General features: G+C 67.5%; 8 protein-coding genes. All 8 read right to left on the reverse strand.

Annotated features, from left to right (window positions below):
• Window positions 1–26 precede the first annotated feature (26 nt).
• Entirely contained in the window at window positions 27–12359 is a 12333-nt protein-coding gene (locus IPJ87_17985; protein ID MBK7943736.1) for a choice-of-anchor L domain-containing protein, read from the reverse strand.
• Window positions 12360–12364: 5 nt separating this feature from the next.
• Window positions 12365–12727, reverse strand: a complete 363-nt coding sequence (locus IPJ87_17990; GenBank protein ID MBK7943737.1) for a hypothetical protein — start codon at window positions 12725–12727, stop codon at window positions 12365–12367.
• Between the two features lie 139 nt (window positions 12728–12866).
• Entirely contained in the window at window positions 12867–13616 is a 750-nt protein-coding gene (rlmB, locus tag IPJ87_17995; protein ID MBK7943738.1) for a 23S rRNA (guanosine(2251)-2'-O)-methyltransferase RlmB, read from the reverse strand.
• Window positions 13616–14899, reverse strand: a complete 1284-nt coding sequence (locus tag IPJ87_18000) for a GWxTD domain-containing protein (protein ID MBK7943739.1) — start codon at window positions 14897–14899, stop codon at window positions 13616–13618. Before IPJ87_18000 ends, rlmB begins: the two co-directional genes overlap by 1 nt.
• On the reverse strand, window positions 14896–16296 hold the full coding sequence (gene rmuC / locus IPJ87_18005) for a DNA recombination protein RmuC (protein MBK7943740.1): 1401 nt from the start codon (window positions 16294–16296) through the stop codon (window positions 14896–14898). Before rmuC ends, IPJ87_18000 begins: the two co-directional genes overlap by 4 nt.
• Before the next feature lie 28 nt (window positions 16297–16324).
• Complete coding sequence (locus tag IPJ87_18010; GenBank protein MBK7943741.1) at window positions 16325–16849, reverse strand: L,D-transpeptidase; 525 nt, start codon at window positions 16847–16849, stop codon at window positions 16325–16327.
• Window positions 16850–16958: 109 nt separating this feature from the next.
• Window positions 16959–18698: a hypothetical protein gene (locus tag IPJ87_18015; GenBank protein MBK7943742.1), complete on the reverse strand. Its 1740-nt coding sequence runs from the start codon at window positions 18696–18698 to the stop codon at window positions 16959–16961.
• Window positions 18695–19381 carry a uracil-DNA glycosylase gene (ung, locus tag IPJ87_18020; protein ID MBK7943743.1) on the reverse strand — a complete coding sequence of 229 codons (687 nt, stop codon included), beginning with the start codon at window positions 19379–19381 and terminating at the stop codon, window positions 18695–18697. The genes IPJ87_18015 and ung overlap by 4 nt, the downstream gene beginning before the upstream one ends.
• Window positions 19382–19614 lie beyond the last annotated feature (233 nt).

Genomic DNA, 19614 nt, shown 5'->3' on the forward strand with positions numbered 1-19614 from the left:
TGTTGTCGTTCGTTCCATGGAGCGGTTCATCGGCGGAGGTCCACGTAGTTCTGCATCGGTGCGCCGTCCGGGGTCAGCGTCAGCACCACGAAGTAGGTGCCGTTGGGCAGGGGTTCTCCCTGCTGGTTCTCGCCGCTCCAGTCATTGGTGTAGCGCACGCGGTCGTATACCACGTTGCCCCAGCGGTTGTAGATGATGATGCGGTTGTCGGGATAGGCATCGAGACCCTGCACCACGTAGCTGTCGTTGCTGCCATCCCCGTTCGGGGTGTAGCCCGTCGGCATCACCACGTCCATGGGCTGGTCGAGGGTGAAAGACAGGGTGATGGAGCAGCCGTTCGCATCGGTGATCGTCACCGTGTACGTGCCAGCGGCCAGACCGTTCACCGATGCTCCATCCGCGCCGGTGTTCCATGCGAAGCTGTAGGGTGCGGTGCCACCGTCCGGGGTCACGGTGATGCTGCCGTCGTTGCTGCCATGGCCGCTGAGGTTGTAGCCGTTGGAGTAGGTCACCACCAGGCTGTCCACGGTCAGTGTGGCGCCATCGTTCACGGTGAACGCACTGTTCCAGGTGCATCCGGCGGCATCGCTCACCGTCACGGTGTAGGTGCCAGCGGCAAGCCCGTTGAGGTCTTCGGAAACGGCGCCCGTGTTCCACTGGAAGGTGTAGGGCATGGTCCCGTTCGTGATGGTGAGGTCAATGGCCCCTGTGGCTCCCGCCAGGCAGCTGGCATCGTTCACCATCGCTTCCGCAGAGAGCGCAGGTCCACCCTCCACCTGCACGGACAGTGCGGCGGTGCAGCCGTTGAGGTCGGTGATGGTCACCGCGTAGGTGCCTGCGCTGACATTGCTGAGGTCCTCGCTCATCGCGCCATGCGCCCAATCGAAGGTGTAGGGCGCACCGCCGCCCAGGACGGTGAGGTCCACGGCACCATTGGCCTGGCCGCATCCGGCGGCCGTGGCGGTGTAGGTGGCGTCGATGGCGGTGGCGGCGATGAGGTCCGTACAGCCCTGGGCCTGGCATCCGTTCGCATCGGTCACTGTGAGGCAGTAGGTGCCCGCACCGAGCGCGGCGATGCTGTCAGCGGTGCTGCTGAAGCTGCCGGGACCCGTCCAGAGGTACGTGTAGCCGCCTGCACCACCGCTGGCCAGCGCCGTGAGCAGGCCGTCGTTGACGCCGGCACAGCTCGTGTTGCTGCCGCTGGGGTAGCTGAAGGCGATGGGCATCGGCACCACCGGGGTCGGTGCGGTAAGGGTCACGTCCTGCACGCTGACACAGCCGTTCATGTCGGTCACCGTGAGGGTATAGAGGCCGGCCGCGAGGCCGCTCAGCGTGTCCGAGGTGCTGGTGAATCCGTTCGGGCCGGACCAGGTGAGCTGTTCGCCGCCGTTGCCGCCCAGCACGGCGACGCCCACCGTCGCATCGCTCGATCCGTCACAGCTCGTGTTGAAGCCGTTGTAGGTGGCGATGTCCAGCACGGCGGTCAGCGCACTGTCAGGTTCGGTGAGGGTGATGGTGAGCAGGGTGGCGCACTGGTTGGCATCGGTGATCACCACTTCATAGTCGCCGGCGATCACCCCGTTCAGGTCCTCCGTGGCGTAGCTGGTGCTGTCGGGCCCGCGCCAGTCGAAGCTGTACGGCCCGTTGCCTCCATTGACCGTGAGGTCGATGCTGCCGTCGCTACCGCCCAGGCAGCTGATGTTCGTTCCGCTCGGGAAGGCTTGTGCCGTGAGGTTTCCTGCGATCGGCAGGGCGGGTTCGGTCAAAGTGAAGCTCGTATCGCGCTGGCATCCGTTGCCATCGGTGACAGTGAGCGTGTAGGTGCCTGCCACGAGCGCGGTGAGGGTGTCGGCGCCGTTCGCGGTGAAACCGTTCGGACCGCTCCACAGGAGATCCAACGTGCCGGCCCCACCGGTGGCGAACACCGCGATCACGCCGGTGCTGTCACCGGCGCAGGCGATGTTGGTGCCTCCGGTCTGGCTCACATAGGTGCTGAGGTCGATCGGTGCGCTCGCCGACATGGTCGTGGTCCAGCTTCCGCTGCAGGAACCGGCGTCGAGCACCGTCACTGCGTAGGTGCCGCCCGCGAGGCTCGAGAGATCCTCGCTGGTGGACGTGAAGCCGTTGGGACCGCTCCAGGCGAAGGTGTAGGGCAGCACACCGCCGGAGACCTCCAGGTCGATGCTGCCGTCGCTGCCGCCATCGCACACGGTGCCGCTGTTGGTCAGCGAGGCCTGCAAGGGCAGAGGTGCGGTGAGCAGCGCCTGCTGCACGCTCATGCAACCGTTGTCATCCACGATGGTCAGCGTGTAGGTGCCCGCGGCCAGGCCGCTGAGGTCCTCGGTGACGGCGGCGAAACCACCGGGTCCGTTCCAGTCGAACTGGTACGGGGCCAGGCCACCGCTCACGGTGAGGTCGATGGTGCCGTCCTCGGCGCCGCAGCTCACCTGGAAGCCGTTGCCGGCATCGCTCAGCACCAGGTCGCCGTCAAAGGCCGGCGGGGCGCTCAGCGCAATGCTCTGCGTGGCGGAGCATCCGGTGGCGTCGCTGACGACCACCGTGTAGGTGCCGGCGCCAAGGCCGCTGATGGTCGCCGTGGTGGCGGAGAAGCCGTTCGGACCCGTCCAGGCATACTGCAGCGCACCGCTTCCGCCGATGGCGCTCGCGGTGATGCTTCCGGCCTCGCTGCCGAAGCACGGCAGGGTGAAGCCCCCGCCGAACACAGCGGCCTGCAGGTCCACGGTGATGGGGGCCGGTGCGGTAAGCGTCGCATCGATCGTGGTGGTGCAGCCGTTCATGTCGGTGATGGTGGCCGCGTAGGTGCCCGCAGCAAGGCCGCTCGGGTCCTCATCGTTGCTCATGTAACCGTTCGGGCCGCTCCAGACCACGGAGTAGGGCGCGGTACCGCCCTGCGGGGCGAGGTCGATCCATCCGTCGGTGGCGCCATCGCAGCTCACACCGGTGCCGCCGCCGAGCACGCTCGTGGTCAGGGCCCCACCCACAGGCGCTGGTGCGGTGAGCGTGATGCTCTGTTGCGTGGTGCAGCCCACGAGATCGGTCACGTTGATCGTGTAGGTGCCGGCCAGCAGGCCCGTGGGGTCCTGCACGTTGGCGGTGAAGCCATTGGGGCCGCTCCAGCTGACACCATAGGGGGCGAGACCGCCAACGATGGTGGCGTCCACCGATCCCGTGGTCGCGCCGTCGCAGCTGGTGTTGGCACCACCCGGCCACACGCTGGCCAGCAGCCCCACGTTCAGGGGCGCCGGTGCCACGAGCGAGTACTGCTCAAGGTGGCTGCACCCGTTGGCGTCCGTGATGATCACGAAGTAGTTGCCCGCGGGCACACCGGTGATGTCCTGATCGATGCTGGTGTAGCCGTTCGGGCCTGTCCAGCTGTACTGGTAGCCGGGGGTTCCACCCGTCACGTCGATGTCCAGGGCTCCGTTGGAAGCACCGGCGCAGCTCACCTGATACCCGCCGGGATATCCGCTCATCAGCGAGCTCACCATGAACATGCCGGGTTCCTGCACGTTCACCGGGTGCACCAGCGCGCAGCCGTTCGCATCGGTGATGGTGGCCACGTACACGCCGGCAGGCACATTGGCGATGTCCTCGCTCGTTGCGCTGAAGCCGTTGGGACCGCTCCAGTTGAAGGCCATCGGTGCGGTACCTCCGGCGGTGGAGAGGTCGATGGCACCGTCGGCGTTGCCCTGGCACAGGGCATCCTGTACCAGTTGGGTGGCCGTGATGGCCGCGGGAGCGTCGAGCAGGAAGCTTGTGCTGGCGGTGCAGCCGTTGGCGTCCATGACGTTCACCACATAGCTGCCGGCAGCAAGGCTCGAGGGGTCCTCCGTGGTGCTGACGTACGCGTTGGGGCCGGTCCATTGGACGGTGCTGCCGCCCGCGCCGCCGCTGATGTGCAGGTCGATGCTGCCATCGGAACCACCTGCGCAGGAGATGGCCGTGCCACCCACCGTGGTGCTGAGGTCCCCGGTGAGCACCAGGGCGTCCGGCTCGGTGAGCGTCGTGCTCGCGTTCACCACACACCCATTGGCATCCGTGATCGTCGCGGTGTAGGTGCCTGCGATCAGATTGAACTGGTCGGCACCCGTGGCCGTGATACCGTTGGGTCCGGTCCAGGTGACGCTGAACGGAGCGTTGCCGCCTACGAGGCTGAGGTCGATCGAGCCGGTCGCGGCACCATGGCAGGAGATGGCATCACCGCTGGCGGTCTGGCTGAGCGTGATGGAGGAGGCGATCGGGTCGGGCTCTTCGAGCACGATCGTCGCCGCCGCGGTGCAGCCGTTCGCATCCGTGACCAGGAGGTCGTAGGTGCCGGCGGCCAGGCCGGAGAGGTCCTCGCTGGTGGCGATGAAGCCGTTCGGTCCGGTCCACACGAAGGTGTGGGGTGGCGTGCCACCGAAGACCGTGGCGTCGATGACACCGTCCGACCCGCCGGCACAGCTGATCTCGGTGCCATTGTGTTCGGGCGCGATGGCCAGCACGTTCAAGGGGGTGGGCGCGGTCAGCGTCCAGTTCTCGGCCGTGGCGCATCCGTTCGCATCGGTCACCGTCATCGTGTAGGTGCCTGCGGCAAGGCCCGTCAGGTCCTCGTCCGTGCTGGTGAAGCCGTTGGGGCCGGTCCACGCGTAGGTATATGGTGGGGTGGCGCCGGAGACGTTGACCGCGATGCTGCCGTCGGTGGCTCCCACGCAGCTCACACCGGAACCGTTGATGTCGCTCAGCACGGCCGCGATGGTGAAGAGCCCGGGCTGCACGACACTGAAGGTGCGCTGGATGCTGCATCCGTTCTCATCCGTCACGGTCACCGTGTACACACCGGCGGTCAGCCCGCTCACGTCATCCGTGTTCGCCGAGTAGCCGTTCGGTCCGGTCCAGGTCATCTGGTACGGCGCCGTGCCACCGGTGACCGACAGGTCGATGGCGCCGTCCGCAGCACCCTGGCAGGCGGCCGGTACGATCGTCGCCGCGGCTTCCAGCATGGAGGGTTCGGTGAGCAGGAAGCCGGTGGTCGTGGTGCAGCCGTTGCCATCGCTCACCATGAGGGTGTACCACCCGGCGCTCAGTCCCGTCACATCCTCCAGACCGGTCTGGTTGCCCCACTGGTCGGACCAGAAGTAGTTGTAGGGCCAGGTTCCACCGGTCACCGTCACATCGATCCATCCGTCCTCACCACCATGGCAGGAGACGTTGGTGCCCGAGTGGTCGCTCAGCCCGCCGGTGATGGCGAGCGGTGCGACAGGCTGGGTGATGGTCACCGGGATCTGCTTCGGGATCGCGCAGCCATTGTTGTCCACCACGTTGGCGGTCCAGGTGCCTGCGCTCAGACCGGTGGCCAGCGCTCCTGTCTGCGCAGGGATCGTGTTCCACGTGATGCTGAAGCTCCCGCTTCCGCCGGTCACCTCGATCTCGGCGAAGCCGTCGCTTCCGCCATGGCAGCTCACCATGCCGAGGTTCTCCACGTACGGCTCGATGGTCGCGGAAGGTTGTGCGATGGTCACGACGGTGCTCGCGCTACAGCCGTTGGCATCCTGCACCGTGGCGGTGTAGCTGCCGGCGAAGAGGTTCGAGGCGGTGGCCCCCGTCTGCACAGGGGTGCTGTTCCATGTGATGCTGTACGGTGCGGTCCCGCCTGTGGCGTTCACGGTGGCGGAGCCGGTATTGGCGCCATGGCAGAGCACGTCCGTGATCACGGAAGCGGACAGTGCGAGCGGTGCGGCGGGCCCGCCGATGGACACGGACGAGGATGTCGTGCAGCCGTTGGCATCCGTTGCGGTCACGGGCCAGCTGCCTTGCGCAAGACCATTGGCCGTGGCGCCGAACTGGATCGGAGCGGTGCTCCAGGCGTAGGTGTAGGGCGCAGTGCCACCCAAGGCGCTCACTGTGGCTTGCCCGTTCGCACTGCCGAAGCAGCTCTGGTCGGTGGTGGACACCGTGCTGAGGCTCAGTGCTGCGGCGGGCGCGGTCACCACGGCCTGCGCGGTGGCGGTGCATCCGTTGCCGTCCGTGGCGGTCACCACATAGGTGCCCGGGCCCACGTTGTTCAGCTGCGCACCGGTCTGAGCGGGTACGCTGTTCCAACTATAGCTCACGGTCCCTGTGCCGCCCGCGGAGGTGGCCATGGCCCCACCATCGGTCAGCCCAAAGCAGCTCACGCCGTCGGTGCTGACGATCGAAGCGGTCAGCGATGCGGCCGGGGCGCCGATGGAGGCGCTGACAAGCGTGCTGCAACCGTTGGCGTCGACCACCGTGCACAGGTAGTTGCCCGCGGCGAGCCCGGTGGCCTGCGGCGTGTTCTGCGCCGGTGTCGTGTTCCAGGAGTACGTGTAGGGCGCTGTGCCCAGCGAAGCGGCCACTTCCGCTGAGCCGGTGGCCTGGCCGAAGCAGCCCACGTCCGTGGTCGCGATCAGCGCGGCCGTCAGCGCACCCGGAGGTGCGGCGATCGACGCGCTCACCGATGTGGTGCATCCGTTGGCATCGGTGATCGTGCAGGTCCATGTGCCGGCACCGAGGCCGCTCGCGGTGGCGCTGGTCTGCACGGGCGATGTGTCCCAGCTGTACGTGTAGGGTGCCGTTCCGCCGCTGGCGGCTGCGCTGGCGCTGCCGGTGTTGCCCGCGCACGCCACGTCGGTGGTCCCTGTCACTGCGGCCGTCAGCGGCGAGGCGGGTTGGCCCACCAGGACGTTGGCGGTCGTGCTGCACCCGTTCGCATCGGTCACCATGCACGTCCAGGTCCCTGTGGTGAGGGCCAGGGCCGTCTGCGTGTTCTGGACCGGTGTCGTGTTCCAGCTGTAGGTGTAGGGCCCGGTGCCGCCGGTGATGTTCACCGTGGCGCTACCGGTGTTGCCGCCGTGACAGGACACAGCGTTCACCTGGGAGGCGATGGCGTTCAAGGCAGCGGCCGGTTCGGCGATCGCGGCGGCCACGCTGAAGGTGCAGCCGTGGTCATCGGTCACCGTGCACGTCCACGTGCCGGCGGCGAGGCCGGTCGCCGTGGCGGTCGTCTGGGCCGGGGTCGTGTTCCAGGAATACGTGTACGGCGCCGTACCACCGATGGCGCTCACGGTGGCACTGCCCGTGCTGCCGCCTGTGCAGCCCACATCGGAGGAGCCGGCGATCGTGGCGCCCAGGGCGACGGTGGGTTCATCGATCGTGGCGTCGACCTGGGTCGTGCATCCGTTCGCATCGGTCACGGTCACGGTCCAGGTCCCGGTGGCGAGCCCACTGGCGGCCGGGGTGAGCTGCGCAGGTGTGGTGTTCCACATGAACTGATGCGGTGCAACACCGCCGGAGACCGTGGCGGTGGCGGCGCCGGTCACGCCACCGTGGCACAGCACGTCCACCGTGGTGGGCACGGTGGCCACCAGCGCGGAAGGGCTGGTGATCGTGATGGAGGCGTTCGTGGAACAGCCGTTCACATCCGTCACGGTCAGCGTGTGGGACCCCGCGGAAAGCCCGCTGATGTCCTCGTTGTTCGACGAGAAGCCGTTCGGACCGGCCCAGACACGGGCCAAGGGCGCCACACCCCCGGTGATGGTGGCGTCGATGGTGCCATCCGCCGCAGCGAAGCACGATACCCCGAAGCCGTGGCCCTGGTCGCCCGCGGTCAACTGGACCTGCAGCGGTTGAGGGGTGTTCAAGGTGATCGTCTCGGAGCTGGAGCATCCATTGTCGTCCGTCACGACGAACGTGTAGGTTCCCGCAGCAAGCCCGCTGATGTCCTCGGCCCCGCTGGTGAAGCCGTTGGGTCCGCTCCAGGAGAACGTGTACGGCGGCGTGGCGCCGCTCACGGTCATCGCGATGCTGCCGTCGCTCGCCCCGGGGCAGCTCACATGCGCGCCACCCGCGTAGGTGGGCACGGTGGCGCTGATGCTGAAGAGCCCGGGTTGGTTCACGTTCCAGCTGCTGGTGTGCGAGCATCCGTTGGCGTCGGTCACAGTGACCTGGTACACGCCGGCGGCGAGGTTGCTGATGTCGGCCGTGGAGGCGGTGAAACCACCGGGCCCGGTCCAGGCATGTCCATAGGGCGCCGTGCCGCCGGTGGTGGTGAGGTCCACGGCGCCGTTGCTGGCACCCTGGCACGCCGCGGCCGTGATGGAGGCCGTGGTGCCGATGGCCGCTGAAGGCTGACCCACGATCGCTTGCACGCTGGTGGTGCAGCCTTGTGCGTCCGTCACCGTGCAGGTCCAGGTACCGGCCGCAAGGTTCGTGGCGGTGCCACCGGACTGCGCCGGGTTCGTGTTCCAGCTGTAGCTGTAAGGTGCCGTTCCGCCGTTGGCGGAGGTCGTCGCGCTACCGGTCGCCTCGCCGAAGCAGGCGGCCGGCGTGGTGGCCGTGATGGAGGCCGAGAGGGCTGCCGCGGGTTGCGTGATCGTCACGGTGTGCTGCGTGGAGCATCCGTTCGCGTCGGTCACCGTGCAGGTCCAGGTGCCTGCGGGCAGGTTGTTGGCCGTGGCCCCGTTCTGCACGGGTGTCGTGTTCCATTGGAAGGTGTAGGGAGCAGTGCCACCGGAGGCGTTCACCGTCGCGCTGCCGTTCGAACCACCGAAGCAGTTCACCGACAGGTTGGCGCTGGTGCTCGTGCTCAGCGGTGCGGCAGGCTGGCCGATGGTGGCGGTCGTGGTGACGGTGCATCCGTGCGCATCGGTCACGGTGCAGGTCCATGTGCCGGCCGCGAGGTTGGTCGCCGACGCCGTGTTCTGCACCGGGGCCGTGCTCCACTGATAGGAGTAGGGAGCGGTTCCTCCGCTGGCGGCGGCCGTGGCGCTGCCGCTGGCACCACCGTGGCAGCCCACCGCCGTTTGCGCGGTGATGGATGCGTTCAGCTGGGCCGGTTCGGACACGGTCCAGCTGGCGGTGAACGTGCAGCCGTTGGCGTCGCTCAGCAGAAGGGTGTACACCCCGGCGGCCAGACCGCTCAGGTCCTCCGCATTGCTGGAGAACCCGTTGGGACCGCTCCAGGCGGTGCTGTACACACCGGTCCCCCCCGTGACATCGACCGCGATCTCACCCGATGCATCACCGCGGCAGGCAAGGTCGCTCACGACCGCCGTGGCGTTCAAGGCAGCGGGTTGGCCCAGCGTCCAGCTCGCCGTGGCGGTGCAGCCGTGCGCGTCGGTGACGATCACGGTGTAGGTGCCCGCGGTCAGTCCGCCGCTGAGGTCGGCACTGGTGCTGCTGAAGCCGCCCGGACCGGTCCAGGCGTACGTGTAAGGCGGAACTCCACCCGCCACCGTAAGGTCGATGCTTCCGGTGCTGCCACCGAAGCAGGTGGGGACGTTGGTGCTGGCGGTCAAGGACAGGGCCGCGTTGGGGCCGCCGATCGTCGCGTTCACCGAGGCGGTGAGGGGGCATCCGTTCTGGTCGGTGATCGTGGCCGTGTAGGTGCCGGCCACCAGGCCCGTGGCCATGAGCCCGGTCTGCGGCGGTGCGGTGTTCCAGTTCACCAGGTAGGCACCGCTGCCTCCGGTGATGGTGAGCACGGCGGTACCGGCTTCATCACCAAAGCAGTCCTCCGGCGTTGTGCTGAGCAGGTTCGCCTGGATCGGCGCGGCCGGTTGGGCGATGGTGGCTTGCACGCTGCGGGTGCATCCGTTCGCGTCGGTCACGGTGCAGGTCCATGTGCCGGCCGGCAGGTTCGTGGCGGTCGCCCCGGTCTGCACCGGGCTCGTGTTCCACGCGTACGCGTATGGGCCGGTGCCGCCGGAAGCGGACACCGCAGCGCCGCCGGTGCTCTGTCCATGGCACAGCACGGGCGTGTTGGAAGCGATCGAAGCGGTCAGCGCGGCGTTCGGTTGTCCGATCATCACGTTCACCGTCGCGGTGCACAGGTTCACATCGGTCACTGTGCAGGTCCAGGTGCCGGCCGTCAGGTTCGTGGCGGTCGCACCGTTCTGTGCGGGGCTGGTGTTCCAGCTATAGGTGTAAGGGCCGGTGCCCCCGGTCGCGCCCACCGTGGCGCTGCCGCTGGAGCTGCCATGGCACAGCACATCGGTCTGCGCCTGCACCGCGGCGCTCAGCGGCGCGGCCGGTTGGTCGATGATGACGCTGTGCTGTGCCGCGCAACCATTCCCATCGGTCACCGTTGCCGTCCAGGTGCCTGCGGGCAGGTTGCTCGCTGTGGCGCCGCTTTGTGCGGGCACGGTGTTCCAGGTGATGCCATGCGGGGCGGTACCGCCGCTCACCGCCACCGTGGCGCTGCCCGTGCTGTTGCCGAAACAGCGCACGTGCGTCACGAGGTTCGTGGAGATGCTGATCGGGGCCGTGGGACCACCGATGCTGGCCGTGGCCGATCCGATGCAGCCATAGCCATCGCTCACCGTCACCGTCCAGGTGCCGGGGGTGAGGGCCGTGGCCGTGGCCGCAGCTTGTGCCGGTGCCGTGTTCCACGAGTAGCTGTGCGGCGGGATGCCACCGACCGCGGAGGCCGTGGCGCTGCCCGCTCCATCGCCGAAGCAGCTCACCGGGGTGGTCTGGTCGATCGAGACCACCACGGGGGTCGCTTCCACGAGGGTCACGGCGGAGGAGGCCGTGCAGCCGTTCGCGTCGGTCACGCTGAGGGAGTACGCGCCGGCGGCCAGTCCGCTGATGTCGGCCGAGCTGCTGGCAAAGCCGTTCGGCCCGGCCCACGTCAGCGTGTACGGGCCGGAGCCTCCGGTGATCGTCGCATCGATGGAACCATCACTGCCGCCGTGGCAGCTGATGTTCTGTCCGAAGGCGAGCACGGCGGGTTCAAGGTCCACGACCAGGACACCGGGATCGATCACGTTGAAGCTCTGTGTCCGGGTGCACGCGGCGTCCATCACGGTCACCGTGTAGGTGCCCGCGGCCAGGCCGGTGAGGTCCTGTGTGCTGGCGGTGAACCCGTTGGGGCCGGTCCAGTCGTAGGTGTAGGGCGCCACACCACCGGTCGTGCTCAGGTTGATGGCACCGTTCGACTGGCCGTTGCAGAGCGGGGCGGTGATGACGGCGCTGGGCGCCAGGTTGCTCACGCGCACCTGGCGGCTCACACTACGCGTGCAGCTGCCGTCCGTGATGGTCACCACGTAGGTGGTGGTGCTCGCCGGCGAGGCCACGGGATCCGGGCAGGTCGTGCAGCTCAGGCCGGCGGCGGGGCTCCAGTTGTAGGTGGCGCCTCCGGTGACCTGCAGCGGCCAGGAACCGCCCGCGCAGATGGTGCCTCCCGGGGAGACCGTAGCGAACAACGTGTCGATCAGCGGGAAGGTCAGCGAGTCCAGGTTCTGCGCCGGGCAGAAGGGATTGCCCAGGATGAAAAGCAGTTCCTCGGTATTCTCGTTCAGGCCATCCATCAATGGGTTCACGGACCGGTCCACGAACGTCTGGTTCGCCGGGATCACAATGGTCTTCTGCAAGGCCGGATTCACCGGCGTGATCGCCGAGTAGTCCGTTCCGTTCGTGGCACTGCCCTGGATGAAGTACTTGATGATTAGCGGCGTCGGCTGAGCGAATGGCCGTTCGAAGCGCACCCAGCCTGGGTTGCAGCCTTCCACCAGTTCAGGCGTGCCGTTGGCCGTGAAGGCCTGCATGGTCACGTTGTTGCTTTCGATCTTCTCAATGAACACCCCGGAATCGAACTGGCGGTCCGAGGCATCGGCGATGATCAGCTTCAGATGGTAGCTCTGGCAAGGGGTCACCGCACTGCGCGCCACGAGGTCCCGCGTGAAGCCGTCGTACTGGATGGTGGGTCCTCCGGCGTTATCGAAGTAGTACGTGGAGTTGCTGCCGTTGTTGACGGTGTTGATCGTCACGGGCTGGTTGCTGCCCGGGATCAACGCGATGTTCTTCTCGTTGCCGGCGTTGGGGTCGCCCACGATGCCGGGACCGCTGATGTAGAAGCCGAACACGTCGTTGAACTGTGAGCCCACCCACTCGTTGTACTCCTCACTGGCGAACACGAAGTTGAAGGAGAGGCTGTCGCCGGTGGGGATGATGTCGAACTCGAACTTGCACGCATCCATCGTGGTGCGACCGGTGACCGCGTTGAGGATGGGATCGCCCGGGGTGCCTTGCGCGAACCAGTTGCCGCCGCCCCCGTTGTTGTTGGGCCCGATGGCATCGGTGATGCGACCGGTGGTGAGGATCACACCCTCCTCCGCGGAAAGGGCGGAGCCGGTGTAGCTGAATTCCCCGTAGCCCAGACCATGGCAGGTGATCACCGGGTTGCTGATGGTGACGCCCGGGCCGGTGATGCTGGCCGCGAGCTGCTGCAGGTCGGCCTGCGGGGCCACCACCAATTGAGCCTGTGCGGCAGATGGGAGGACGCACAAGGCCGCGATGAGGGTCATCGCGGCGAGGGAGCGGAAGCGGTAGGGGCGCATCGGGCTCATTGGTTCCGGGCGTTGGTGCAGCGGGCCTCGACCTGCTGCTGGGTCAGGGTCTCCTCATGGGCGCGGGCGCTGGTGACGGTCCGCCCGATGCTGGCGGCGGCAGCGCTGCGCGGATCGATGCCGCTCAGCGGGTCCGCTGGGGCGATCACGAGCAGCCCGGCCGGCACGCAGGCGTAAGCCAGCTTGAGGCCGGTGCCGCTCCGCAGGTCCTCGGTGAGCGCGTCCCGTTCCTGGGCGGTGAGGCCGTCCACACGCAGCGTCAGGGTCGACGCCGGGTTGGTCTGTGCGTGGAGGCCGACGGCGCTGATCAGCAGAAAGGTGCTGACGATCAGGCCTTTGAAAAAGGCGTTCCGTTCCATGGTCCGTTCGTTCTCGCGTCCCCGCGGGATGAGTGGTCCCGGGGTTCGCGGCCCTTTTTACCGGACCATGGGCCGAAAGGTTATCGACCGATCGATGCGGATGGTCGACGAGCGGGAGGAAGAGACCGGTGGAGCCGGTTCAGGACGGGGTGCCGCGACGGGCCATGAGGGCGGCGTAGAGGGCGATGCCGGACGCCACGCTGACGTTCAACGAGCCTACACGGCCGGCCATGGGAATACGCACAAGGGCATCGGCCATGCGGAGCACACGATCGCTGACCCCGGTGTCCTCGGCGCCCAGCACGAGCACGAGCGGACCGGCGAGCTCCGTCCCCTGGATGTCCGCGGCCGCCTTTTCCGTGCAGGCCACGATCCGAAGACCATGGGCCTGGACCACATGAAGGCCGTCCACCAGCATCCGGGTGCGGCATACGGGCAACCGCATCAAGGCCCCGGCCGAGCTTTTCACCGCATCGGGCCCCAGGCGCGCGGAGCCGCTGGCAGGCACAAGAAGCCCGTGGGCGCCCAGGCATTCCGCGCTCCGGGCCACGGCGCCCACGTTGCGCACATCGGTCACGCCATCAAGAGCGACAATGAGGGGCTGCTCGCCGCGCTCATAGGCCATGCTGATGACCTCGTCGAGGTCCTGCCGGCCCACGGGGCTGACGAAGGCCACCACGCCCTGATGTTCGCCGCGCACCAAGCGGTCCAACTTCTCGGCCGGCACCATCTGCACCGGGACCCCCTGCTCTTGGGCGGCCTGCCGCACGGTGCGTGGGCCTTCGCCCGTGGCATCCCGTTTCAGGAGCACCCGTTCCACCGTGGCGCCTGACCGCAGGGCCTCCAGCACCGGGTGCACACCATAGAGGATGCCGTCCTTGCCTGCCATCAGTTCTGCAGGATGCGGCCGTTGCGCCAGCTTTCCACATTGCGGTACCAGGCCCCCTTCAGCAGAGGGTCGCGCTCCAACACCAGGTCGTTCTCCGAGAAGGGCGAGCTGCGGCGCACGAAGGTGAAGGTGGTGCTCATCAGGTTGCTCTCCTCGCCGTAGATCCAGGTCTCCCCCCGCGCGCTGCGGTAGATGGTGGTCGGGGTGCCGAAGATGATGTGGACCAGGCCGCGATCGGTGCGCCAGCCTTCCACATGGGCGGTGAAGAACCGGTTGGCGCTTTCCACACGCTGGTAGTAGGCGCGGATGGCGGCCCGGGCGCGTTCGCGGTCGCCGGCGGCATCCTGCCAGAACCGCTCCACCGCTTGCCGGATATTGCCGGCCTGGCTGATGCGGTCGAACTCCTGCATGGAGGTGATGTAGCGCAGGGGCGGCACCATGCCGGCCGCATCGGCCACGTAGGGATGGCCCGGACCGAGCACGAACAGGCTGTAGCCCTCGCTTCGGGTGCTGTCCGGCCGCAGGTGATAGCAGCCGGGGCGGCCCAGGTCGAGGAGGACGTCGCCGTTCGTGTCGACGAGGGCGGAAAAGCCCGTGTCCGGATCGAGGTCCAGATCGGACGCGCCCTGTTCGGTGAAGACAGGCGATGGGAGGCGATGGTCCTGATGGTAGTGCGCGACGAGCAGGGTGCGACCGGCATATCGGGGGCAATGGACGCGAACGGCCGTGGGCCCGCCGAAGTGGTCGTCGAAGTAGGGCAGGTCGCGACCACGCTCCATGGGCAGGAAGTCCTGGCGCACGCTGCCGTTGGCGCGGTCCACATCGATCAGCACGGTGCTGCGCGTGTTGCGGTTCAGGTCGTGGGCGGTGATGCGCAGCACGAAACTGCTTCGCTCGTTGCGCCGCAGGTCCATCCGGCCGATCAGTTCCTGGTCGCCGCCCTGTCCGTCGGCGGCATCCCGCACCACGGTGCTGGCACTGTCCAGCAGGGTGCGGGCGTTCCAATCGGAGAGCGCCTCGTACGTGACCCGAACGGCGGCGCGGTATGGGGGGCCGTCGCCGTCACCCTTGTAGAGCAGGTCGCGCGTGCGCAGGCTGAAGAAGATGACCGACGCCTCGTCCGGCAGGTGGTGGACCCGGGCCTTGAACTCCAGGCTCGACGATTCCTGACCATAGAGGTAGGCGAGGTTGTCCGCCGTGCCCGTTCGGGCGGGAGGCCGGCTGCCGCAGGCCGCGAGCAGTCCTGCGGTGACCACCGCGATCGGGGTCCATCGGATGCTCATGGCTCAAGCAGGTTCAGAGCGCCCTCGGCCCTTGAAAGCAGTGCCGTGTTCTGCACCTTGTTCGTCTTCGCGCCGAGCTGCTTCAGCAGTTCCACCTGGCGCACCAGGTTCCCGGAACCCTCGCTCAGCTTGCCCATCGCCTCATCATAGCTGCCCTTGGCCAGCTTCAGTTGGTTGCCCACCTTGATGAGGTCCTCGGTGAAGCCCACGAACTTCTCGTAGAGCTTCCCGGCGCGGTCCGCGATCTCCAGGTGGTTGCGGGCGATGCGCTCATGCTTCCAGATGCCGTGGATCGTGCGCAGGGTGGCCATCAGCGTGCTGTGCGTCACCATCACCACCTGGCGGTCATAGGCCTCCTGGAAGATCTCCGGCCGCTCGCGCAAGGCCAGGAGGAAGGCTGGTTCGATGGGGACGAACATCAGCACGAAATCGACGCTGCGCACGCCGTAGAGCTTGCTGTAGTCCTTCTCGGCCAGGCCCTTGGCATGGGCGCGCAGGCTGTCCACATGCTGCTTGAGCAGCCGCTCGCGCTCGGCCCCCTCAGTGGCGGCGGCGAAGCGTTCGTAATGGAGCAGGCTCACCTTGCTGTCGATCACCAGGTGCTTGTCATCCGGCAGCATCACCACCGCATCGGGCCGCAGACGGCTGCCGTCCGCCAGGGTGGTGCTCTCCTGCATGGAATACTCCTGGCCCTTCACCAGGCCCGAGCTGCTCAGAAGTTTCTCCAGGATCATCTCCCCCCAAGCACCCTGGGCCTGGGTATCTCCTTTCAGCGCGCGCGTCAGGTCGTTCGCTTCCTGGCTGAGGCGTTGGTTCTGTTCCACCAGGCGCATCACCTCGCTCTTGAGCGCGAACCGCTGACGGCCCTCCTCGTCGTACGCCTTCTGCACCTTGTCCTCGAACTCTTTGATGCGCTCCTGGAGGGGCTTGAGCAGGGTGCCCAACCGCTCCTGCTGTTGGTCGTTCAAGGCCTTCCCGCGATCGGCCAGCAGTTTGTTGGCGATGTTCTCGAACTCCGTCGTCATGCGGGCATGCAGCTGGTCCAGCTCGGCCTTCTGCTCTTGGAGCTTGGCCTGCAGCCCGGTGCTGCGCTGCTGTTCCCGGGCGAGCTCGGCGCTGACGCGCAGCAGTTCCGCGCTGGTGGACGCGTGCTCCGCCACCTTGGCATCGAGCGAGGCCTTGTGTTCGGTGCGCAGTTGTGCGTTCTGCTCGGTCCGTTGCTTCAGGGCCTCGTCCGATCCGGCCAGCCGCTGTTCCAGCTGCCCGCGTTGCTGCTCGGCCTGCAGGGCGTGCCGCGCGGCCAGCGCCTGGAGCTGGCCGCGCCACCAGGCCCAGGCAGCGGCCGCCCCGGCCAGCGCACCGAGCAGGATCCCGGTAAGGAGGGCACCCCATGCCATGCGCACGAAGGTACAGCCCCGACCCGCCTCAGTTGTCCAGGATCACCACGAGCGCGCCGATGGGCACTTGGTCGAACAGGGCCACGATATCGACGTTCCGCATGCGCACACAGCCCATCGAGGTCGGCCGCCCGAGCGACGATTCATCCCCGGTGCCGTGCAGGTAGATGTACCGCTCATGGCTGTCCACCGTGCCGCCGCGGTTGGCGCCCTCCTCGAGGCCTTCGAGCCAGAGGATGCGTGAGGTGATGACGTCGCGGGCGCTGTCCGCACGGGCCAGGTCGGCCACCTCCCCGGTGGGCAGACGGTCCTTCAGCACGGCGCCAAGGGGCAGTCCGTCCCCGATCTTCTCGGCCACGCGGTGCAGGCCCGGGGGGGTGCAATAACTGTCCACGGTGCAGCCAAGCCCGGCCTTGGCCGTGGCGATGAGGTAGCTGCCCTGCATCCGCCCGTCCACCACATGGAACAGGCGCTGCCGTTGAGCGGAGACGTAGAGGATGTGGCCATCGAGCGCAGTGCCTGGATACCGGGCGGCCATGTACTCCAAGAGCATGTCGGCCAGCCCTTGTTTGGGTGGATCCGTGGCGCGGAGCGATGGGGGCGCCGCCAACACGAGCAGAAGCGCAAGCACCGACCTTGCCGGAACCCACCGCTCACGAGGGTCAGAACAGGCTGGTGAAGCCGAAGTGCACCTTGCCATCGCGCAGGTCGAAAGGGTTGTTGAACTGGCTGCCCAGGGCGTAGGTGAGGCTGAAGATACCGGCCTTGGTCTCGAAGTTGGTGCCGATGCCGAAACCGATGGGGTCGTCCGCGAGCACCTCCTCCCGGCTCCGGTCCTCCCACCAGGCCTGGTCCACGAACACGAAAGCGTTGCTGTTCTCCTCCAGCAGAAGGCGGTACTCCAGGGTGCCGATCGCGAAGCTGCTCGCATAGATAGAGGCCTCATCCACCCCGCGCAGGTTGCGGATGCCACCGAGGCGGTAGAGTTCGTTCAGGTACAACCGGTCGTTGATCATCGCACCGCCCTGAGCGGCCACCCGCACAGTGCCCCTGCGGCCCAGCGCCCAGTGAACCACCACCTGCCCGTCCACCTGGACCTGCAAGGACTTCGTGGTCACCGTGAGCGTGTTGTCGTTCGGGTCGGGCGTGCGGCTTTCCTTATTGCCGGCCGAGCCCTCCAGGGAGACGGCGTGCCCCCGTTGCGGGTTCAGGCGGTAGTCGAAGCGCTGGCGTTCGATGCCTAGGCCATAGGTCAGCAACCTCACGTTGCCCAGGCCGGGAAGGAACGAGGTGGTGCGCCCCAGGGTCCGCGACGACTTGCTGTTGACGAACACGCTCACCACATCGCCCTGGCGAAGGGCGAGCTGGACCGCGCCACGTCCGTTCACTTCCAGGAAGGAGGTGTCCCGGCGGAAGAGCTTCAGCGACAGGTCGATACCGAAAGGGGTCTGGAACAAGAAGGGCACCGCGGTGCGGACCTTCAGGTCCTGGGTGCGGTCCTTCAGGCTCCGCCAGTTGAGGTCGATGGACTCGCCGCGACGGAGCGCGTTCCGGAGGCGGAGGTCCACATCGCCGGTGAAGGCCACGCGCCCGGTGGCAGCGTCCGGCAGCACCCCGAGGATGCCGTTGATGGAGCTGGCGCGTCGCGGGTCCAGGAAGAGGTAGAGCTTGGTGCGTTCCGGGGCGAACAGCACGTAGGGCTTCTGTCGTTGGGTCACGAAGGGCAGTTCCCGGATGCGCCGGTCGAGGGCCACGATGAGCGATTCGTCGTACGCATCCCCGGGCCGGATGCCGATGTGCTGATGCAGGTAGCGCGGCGAGATGCGTGCGGTGCCCTTCACCACCACGCTGTCGATCCGCACCAGCGGCCCGAGGTCCACACGAACGGTGGCCATCAGGCCATCGCCCGTGGTACGCAGGCTGTCCAGCCGCACCGTGGCGAACGGGTGGCCATGGTCCTCCGCGTCGCGGAGCAGGTCGTCCAGCACCTTCATCGTGCGGCGCGGCGCGATGGGCTTGCCGGCGTGGGCGCGCTCCTTGAACCGCGTGCGGCCGGCCATGTCGTGCGGAATGCCCGACCCGGAGAGGGCGGCCCACCGGTGGTCCGGACCGCGGTGCACGGTGCAGCGGAGGGTGTCGTCCACCAGCACGCAGGTGTCGAGCGAGGCCTCCAACGCGCCTTGGGCCCGAAGGGCCTCCGCCCAGGCCATGGCCCTGGCCTCGGCTTCGGTCGGCGAGTCGAACCGTTCGGCGCGGAGGGCGGCTTTCGGCATGGGTCCATCCGCATCGATCACCAGCACGGTGCGCTGGGCCACCGCGCACAGGACGGCGAGCTGGCCGGTGGCCAGCAGGAGCGGACGAACGCCCGGGCGCCAGGCAGGTGGGGTGGGATCCGCCATCATGTGCGCCAGTCGATGGGGGCCAGGCCTTGGGCCTGGAGGATCTCGTTGGTGGCCGAGAAGTGGCCGCAACCGATGAACCCCCGATGGGCGGATAAGGGGCTGGGGTGCGGGGCCTTCAGGATGTAGTGCCGGTCCGGTGGGATGAGCGTTTCCTTCTGCTGGGCGTGCCGGCCCCACAACAGGAACACAAGCCCGCTCCGTTCGGTGGCCAGTGCTCGGATGGCCGTGTCGGTGAAGGTTTCCCAACCGCGACGTTGATGCGATGCGGCCTGCTCGGCGCGGACGGTGAGGGTGGCGTTCAGCAGCAGCACCCCTTGATCGGCCCAATGGCCCAGGTCACCGTGGGCGGGCCGGTCGATCCCGAGATCGCGTTCCAGTTCGGAGAAAATGTTCACGAGTGAAGGAGGAGGTGGCACACCGGGTGGCACGCTGAAGCACAGGCCATGGGCCTGGCCCGGCCCATGATAGGGGTCCTGCCCCAGGATGACCACGCGGACCGCGTCGAAGGGTGTTCGCGCGAAGGCGTGGAAGATGTCGCGCCCGGCCGGGTACACCCTGTGCCCCGCGCGTTCGGCCACCAGAAAGTCCTTCAAGGCCTGGAAGTAAGGCTTCTCCAGTTCCGGGCCGAGCACGCGCGTCCAGCCGGATCCGAGCTCAGCGGTTCGAGGGGCTGCTGTAGCCATGGTCATCGGGTCCGCCAAGTTCGCCAACGGATCGTTGAAACTTTTTCCAGGCCCCTCCCGTTCCACGCGATAACTTTGGGCGACCTGGAACGTTCTACCTGCGTCCAAGGAACGTAGTAAACGAACGCACAACGATGAAAAAGGTGCTTTTGGTACTGGCTGTTGTGGTGGTGGGCGCAATGCTTTTCAGCTCCTGCGGTTCAAGCCACAGCTGTCCGGCCTACTCCAAGACG

The sequence above is a fragment of the Flavobacteriales bacterium genome (genome assembly GCA_016713875.1).
Taxonomy (GTDB): Bacteria; Bacteroidota; Bacteroidia; order Flavobacteriales_F; family PHOS-HE28; genus PHOS-HE28.